Raw genomic sequence first — 6,481 nt, 5'->3', positions numbered from 1 at the left:
CTCCGGGAGCGCACTCAGACTCCCGGAGGCCCGGGTTACCCTGCTGTCCGGCGAGCCAACAGCCCCCGGAGACGCAGAAGGAGCGCCCGTGCCCGAACAGCATCCCGCCCACCGTCCCACGCTGGAGGCCGTGGCGGAGCGCGCCGGGGTGTCCCGGGCCACCGCTTCCCGCGTCGTCAACGGCGGCGAGGGCGTCCGCACCCATCTGGTGGAGAAGGTACGGGAGGCCGTCCGGGAGCTCGGGTACGTACCCAACCCGGCCGCCCGCACCCTGGTCACGCGGCGTACGGGAGCGGTCGCGGTGATCATCGCGGAGCCGGAGGTCCGGATCTTCTCCGATCCCTTCTTCTCCCGGCAGGTCCGCGGCATCAGCAAGGAACTGACCGCGCACGACACGCAGTTGGTGCTGCTGCTGGTGGAGGACCGGGGGGACTACGACCGCATCGAGCGCTACCTGGCCGGCGGCCACGTCGACGGGGCGCTCGCCTTCTCGCTGCACACCGACGACCCGCTGCCGGCGATCACCCGGCGCATCGGCATGCCCACGGTGTACGGGGGGCGGCCGGGCTGGACCGCCGGGTCCGGGGGGCACGGCGGGGTCGCGTACGTCGACGCGGACAACCGCGGCGGAGCCCGCGAGGCCGTGCGGTACCTGCTGGAGCAGGGCCGGCGCCGGATCGCGCACATCGCCGGGCCGCTGGACCAGACTTCGGCGGTGGACCGGCTCGACGGCTACCGGGACGTACTGCTCGACGCCGATCCGGCGCTGACCGAGGAGGGTGACTTCACGGCGGCGGGCGGGGCCCTGGCCATGGCCGCACTGCTGGAGCGCCGCCCGGACCTCGACGCGGTGTTCGCGGCGAACGACCTGATGGCGACGGGCGCGCTGCGGGTGCTGCGGGAGCGCGGCCTCGCCGTGCCCGGGGACGTGGCCCTCGTCGGCTTCGACGACGCCGAGCTGGTGGCGGAGACGGCCGATCCGCCGCTGACGACGGTGCGCCAGGACATCGAGGGCATGGGCCGGCTGATGGCCCGACTGTTGCTGCGGACCCTGAACACGGCCCCGGGCGAACGTGCCGTGCCCGCCTCGGTGGTCACTGCGACGGCCCTCGTGCGGCGCGCTTCGGGCTGATCTCCGAGGGGCCGGCGCGGCCTGAACCCGCCCTGCGGTACGGGTGATTGCGGACGAAAGCGCGCGGGTGTGCGTACAACTCTTGACGGGGCCCGGGCTGCGGGTGCAGGCTCCACTCGCGCTCTGAGAGCGCTCTCAATGTGGCGCAGTCCCACCCCCCGCACCCTGCCCGTCCAGGCCAAGGAGGCCGCCCCATGTCCGTTCCCCGAACCGCCCTGAGAGCCGGGGCCCGCCTCGGCGCCGCCGCACTCGCCGGAGTGCTCCTGGCCGCCTGCGGATCCGGGTCGGGCGGCACCGCGCCGGACGCCGCGGGCGGCTCCGTCACGCTCACCGTCGACCTGTTCGGCGCGTTCGGCTACCAGGAGTCCGGCCTCTACGCCGAGTACGAGCGGCTCCACCCGGGCGTCACGATCAAGCAGACGGACACCGAGGACGAGCAGGACTACTGGAAGTCCCTCCAGACCCGCCTCGCGGGCGGCGGCGGCCTGGCCGACGTCCAGGGCATCGAGGTGGGCCGCATCGCCTCGGTCACCCAGCAGCAGGCCGGCAAGTTCGTGGACCTCGGCCAGTACGGGGCCGGGGCGCTCAGGGAGGAGTTCGCCCCCGCCAAGTGGTCCGCCGCGACCACGAAGGACGGCAAGGTGCTGGGCCTGGGCACCGACGTGGGCCCCGAGGCCATGTGCTACCGCAGCGACCTGCTGCGCGCCGCCGGCCTGCCCACCGACCGCACCGAACTGGCCGCGCGCTGGGCCACCTGGGACGGCTACCTCGAACTCGGCCGCCGGTACAAGGAGAAGGCGCCGGCCGGCAGCGCCTGGCTCGACAGCGTGGGCAGCCTGAACGCCGTCATGGTCGGCCAGGAGAAGGAGCGGTACTACGACGCCTCGGGCGCGCTGGTCTACGAGAACAGCCCCGCCGTGAAGGCCGCCTGGGACGTCTCGGTCAGGGCCGCGGGCGAGGGGCTCAGCGCCAAGCTGGACCAGTGGTCGCCGCCCTGGAACCAGGCGTTCTCCTCGGGGTCCTTCGCCACCCTGCCGTGCCCCGCCTGGATGCTCGGCTACATCAAGGGCCAGGCGGGGGACGCCGGAAAGGGCAAGTGGGACGTGGCGAAACTGCCCGGCGGCCCGGGCAACTGGGGCGGCTCCTACCTGGCGGTCCCGACCGCGGCCCGGCACAAGAAGGAGGCGTACGAGCTGATCAAGTGGCTGACCGCGCCGGAACAGCAGACCAAGGTCTTCCTCAAGCAGGCCAACTTCCCCTCCGCCACCAAGTCGATCAGCGCGATAGCGGACGCCAAGGACCCGTACTTCTCGGATGCGCCGATCGGCAAGATCTTCGGCGACGCCGCGGAACAGGCCCCCGTCCAGGTGCTCGGCGTGCACGACAAGGACATCGCCGACCAGATCAACAACGCGCTGAGCGAGGTCGAACGCAAGGGCACCGCACCGGACACGGCCTGGGCGAACGCGAAGAAGGCCGTCAAGAATGCCCTCGGCTGAACCGACGGCGCCCGCGCCGCCCCCGCGGCGGCGCGGCCTGCCGGCCGTGCTGTCCCCGTACGCCTTCCTCGCCCCCTTCTTCGCCCTGTTCGCCGCGTTCGGGATCTTCCCGCTGCTCTACACGGCGTACGTCTCGCTCCACCGCGCCGAACTGCAGACCCCCGGCGAGCTGGAGTGGCGCGGCCTCGGCAACTACACGGCGCTGTTCACCGACCCGTTCTTCTGGACGGCGCTGCGCAACACCTTCACCATCGGCGTCCTGTCCACGGTCCCCCAGCTGCTGATGGCGCTGGGCCTGGCCCACCTCCTCAACTACCGGCTGCGCGCGCGGACGTTCTTCCGCACCGCGCTGCTGCTGCCGTACGCGACCTCGGTCGCCGCCGCCTCGCTGATCTTCGCGCAGCTCTTCGGGCACGATTTCGGGCTCGTCAACCGTCTGCTGGACCTGGCCGGCATCCACCCGGTCGACTGGCAGAACGGCACGGCGGCCTCCCAGATCGCCGTCTCCTCCATCGTGGTCTGGCGGTGGACCGGCTACAACGCGCTGATCTACCTGGCGGGCATGCAGACGATCCCGGCCGAGCTGTACGAGGCGGCCGAGGTCGACGGCGCCTCCCGGTGGCGGCAGTTCCTCCATGTCACCCTGCCCGGTCTGCGCCCCACCATCGTCTTCACCTCGATCGTGTCGACGATCGGCGCCACCCAGCTGTTCGGCGAGCCGCTGCTGTTCGAGGGCTCGGTGTCCGGCGGCATCTCACACCAGTACCAGACCCTCGGCCTGTACATGTACGAGCAGGGCTGGGGCTTCTTCCACCTGGGCCGGGCGGCGGCCATCGCCTGGGTGATGTTCCTGCTGATCGTGGCGCTGGTCGGGGTCAACGCCCTGACCGTACAGCGCCGTTCGCGCAAGGAGGCGGTCCGATGAGCGCGCGCAGCTCCGCCCGGCGCGGCGGCGGGCTCACGTACGCGGTCCTGATCGGGGCGGTGCTGGTCTCCGCCTTCCCGCTGTACTGGACCCTCGTCGCAGCGAGCCGCTCGAACGCCGAACTGGCCCGCCCGGTGCCCGCGTTGCTGCCCGGTCCGAGGCTCCCGGACAATCTGCGGGCGGTGCTGGACGAGGCCGCGATCGGCAAGGCCCTGCTCAACTCCCTCATCGTCTCGGGGGCGATCACCGTCGGCACGGTGCTGTGCGCCACGCTGGCCGGCTTCGCCTTCGCCAAACTGCGCTTCCGCGGCCGTGGGGCACTGCTCGGCGCCGTCGTCGCCTCGATGATGATCCCGCCCCAGCTGGGGGTGATCCCGCTGTTCATGCTGATCGTCAAGCTGCACTGGGTGAACCAGCTCCAGGCCGTCGTCCTGCCCGGGCTCGTCTCGGCCTTCGGGGTGTTCTTCATGCGGCAGTTCCTGGCCCAGTCGCTGCCGGACGAGCTGATCGAGGCGGCCCGGACGGACGGGGCCTCGCACGCCCGGATCTTCTGGTCGGTCGTCGTGCCGATCGCCCGTCCCGCCATGGCGGTCCTGGGCCTGCTCACCTTCATGACGGCCTGGAACGACTTCTTCTGGCCCGTCGTCGCCCTGTCCTCGCAGGAGCCGACCGTCCAGGTCGCACTGCGCCAGCTGGGCGGCGGCTACGTCCACGACCAGTCCGTGATCATGGCGGGCACCCTGCTCGGCACGCTGCCCGTCCTGCTCGTCTTCGGACTGCTCGGCCGGCAGATCGTCGGCGGCATCATGCAGGGCGCGGTCAAGGGCTGACGCAGCCGCCCCGGCCTTCCCCCACCCTTCCAGGAGTCCTCCATGACCACGCTCGACACGTCCCCCGCCCCGCGTACGGGCCTCTCCTTCCCGGCCGGGTTCCGCTGGGGCACGGCCACCGCCGCCTACCAGATCGAGGGCGCGGCCGCCCTGCACGGCCGGACGCCCTCCATCTGGGACACCTTCAGCCACACCCCCGGCAAGGTCCTCGGCGGCGACACCGGGGACACCGCCACCGACCACTACCACCGCATGGCCGAGGACGTCGCCCTGCTCGCCCGGCTCGGCGTGAGCGACTACCGCTTCTCGGTGGCCTGGCCCCGGGTCCAGCCCACCGGCCGGGGGCCCGCCGCCCGGCAGGGCCTGGACTTCAACCGGCGCCGCGTCGACGCCCTGCTGGCGGCCGGGATCCGGCCGGTCGCCACCCTGTACCACTGGGACCTGCCGCAGGAACTCGAGGACCGGGGCGGCTGGCCGCTGCGGGAGACCGCCGAGCGGTTCGCCGAGTACGCGGGGCTCGTGGCCGGGGCGCTGGGTGACCGCGTCGCCTCCTGGACCACCTTCAACGAGCCCTGGTGCGCGGCCTTCCTCGGCTACGCCTGGGGGGTGCACGCCCCGGGCCGCACCGAGCCGGAGTCCGCGCTGCGCGCCGCGCACCACTTCAACCTGGCGCACGGGCTGGGCACGGCGGCGCTGCGCGCGGTCCTCCCCCGGCCGGCGGAGGTCTCGCTGACGCTGAACCTGCACGCGCTGCGGCCGCTGACGCGCTCCGCAGCCGATCTGGACGCGGTGCGCCGGATCGACGCGGTGGGCAACAGGATCTTCCTCGATCCGGTCTTCCACGGGCGCCTCCCCGAGGACCTGGTCCGTGACACCGCCGGGGTGACGGACTGGTCCTTCGTCCGGGACGGCGATCTGGCCGCCGCCGCGGCGCCGGTCGACTGGCTGGGCGTCAACTACTACTCCCCGACGGTCGTCGCCGCCGGGGCCGGGCCCGCCGACGGCGGCCCGGCCGCGGTGCCCTCGCCGTGGGTGGGCGCCGACGAGCACGTACGCTTCGTGCCCGCGCCGGGCCCGCGGACGGCGATGGACTGGCCCGTGGACGCGGACGGGCTGCACGAACTGCTGGTCCGGCTGCGCGACGAACTGCCGGGCGTACCGCTGCTGATCACGGAGAACGGCGCGGCGTACGCCGACCGCGCGGGCCCCGGGGGCGTGGTGCACGACCCGGAGCGGATCGGGTACCTGCACGCCCATCTGGCCGCGGTGCACCGGGCGATCGCCGACGGGGCGGACGTGCGGGGGTACTTCGTGTGGTCGCTGCTGGACAACTTCGAGTGGGCGTACGGCTACAGCAAGCGGTTCGGCCTCGTCCACGTCGACTTCGCGACCCTGCGGCGCACCCCGAAGGACAGCGCCCGCTGGTACGCCGACGTCATCGCCCGGGGCGGGCTGCCAGCCTGACCACCGCCGCGTGCCCCCGGGTGCGCAGGAGGCAGGCGGCGGGCCCGCCGATGCGGACCGCGTCGTAGGGGCCGAGGGCAACGGGCTCGCCGGCGGCTGCGTCCTCCAGTTCCGCCGGGCCCCGGAGCGCGACCACCAGCAGGGTCTCCCCCGGCCCGGCGGTGAGCGCGAGGGTGCCCCGTACGACCGCGGTGTGCGCCCGCACCAGGTCGCGGCGGTACATCACGTTGAAGTTCACGACGGGGCCGTCGAGGAGCCGGCAGTCGGTGGGGGCGTCGCCGGGGAAGTCCTGCGGCGCGAAGCGCTCGTCGACGAGGCGGCGGGCGCCGGACACACCGAGGTCCATGCCCGCACCCTCGGCCAGGGTCAGCGTGCGGTCGACACCGGGGAACGCCGAGAACGGACCGTCGGCGTCGACCTCGGCGAGACTGACCCGCCACCCGAAGCCGGCCATGTCGGCCCCGTCCGGCCAGGCCGCGATCTCCCGGGTCACCCCGCCGCCGTTCTTCCAGGCGACCGCCGCGCGGTCGCCCGCACGCAGGATCCGGACCTCGTTGCCGCCGGTCATGGCGCTGTTCCTTCCGTGGGGGGGGGGGCGCCCCCCCCCCCGGGGGGGGGGGGGGCGCGCGCC

The 6,481-nt window shown here is 73.4% G+C and carries 6 protein-coding genes; 5 read left to right on the top strand and 1 reads right to left on the bottom strand.

The genetic code is table 11. The features are described from left to right. The first annotated feature begins 88 nt into the window (after positions 1–88). The 5 genes from ACFXA3_RS31220 (at position 89) to ACFXA3_RS31200 (ending at position 5,850) form a co-directional block, all read left to right on the top strand. Entirely contained in the window at positions 89–1,132 is a 1,044-nt protein-coding gene (locus ACFXA3_RS31220; RefSeq protein ID WP_385192168.1) for a LacI family DNA-binding transcriptional regulator, read from the top strand. Positions 1,133–1,326: 194 nt separating this feature from the next. Further along, positions 1,327–2,631, top strand: a complete 1,305-nt coding sequence (locus ACFXA3_RS31215; protein WP_385192165.1) for an extracellular solute-binding protein — start codon at positions 1,327–1,329, stop codon at positions 2,629–2,631. Continuing rightward, entirely contained in the window at positions 2,618–3,556 is a 939-nt protein-coding gene (locus ACFXA3_RS31210; RefSeq protein WP_385192163.1) for a carbohydrate ABC transporter permease, read from the top strand. Before ACFXA3_RS31215 ends, ACFXA3_RS31210 begins: the two co-directional genes overlap by 14 nt. Further along, complete coding sequence (locus ACFXA3_RS31205; RefSeq protein WP_385192160.1) at positions 3,553–4,386, top strand: carbohydrate ABC transporter permease; 834 nt, start codon at positions 3,553–3,555, stop codon at positions 4,384–4,386. Before ACFXA3_RS31210 ends, ACFXA3_RS31205 begins: the two co-directional genes overlap by 4 nt. A 42-nt stretch (positions 4,387–4,428) precedes the next feature. Then, positions 4,429–5,850, top strand: coding sequence for a GH1 family beta-glucosidase (locus tag ACFXA3_RS31200; protein ID WP_385192157.1), 1,422 nt, complete (start codon positions 4,429–4,431; stop codon positions 5,848–5,850). Here the strand turns inward: ACFXA3_RS31200 and ACFXA3_RS31195 are convergent. Further along, positions 5,822–6,418 carry a HutD family protein gene (locus tag ACFXA3_RS31195; protein ID WP_385192155.1) on the bottom strand — a complete coding sequence of 199 codons (597 nt, stop codon included), beginning with the start codon at positions 6,416–6,418 and terminating at the stop codon, positions 5,822–5,824. The two genes, ACFXA3_RS31200 and ACFXA3_RS31195, sit on opposite strands and share 29 nt — an antisense overlap. Positions 6,419–6,481 lie beyond the last annotated feature (63 nt).

It is taken from the genome of Streptomyces sp. NPDC059456 (assembly GCF_042750055.1).
Classification (GTDB): domain Bacteria; phylum Actinomycetota; class Actinomycetes; order Streptomycetales; family Streptomycetaceae; genus Streptomyces.
Note: the sequence above shows the minus strand (reverse complement) of the source record. Positions and strands in the feature narration are given on the sequence as shown.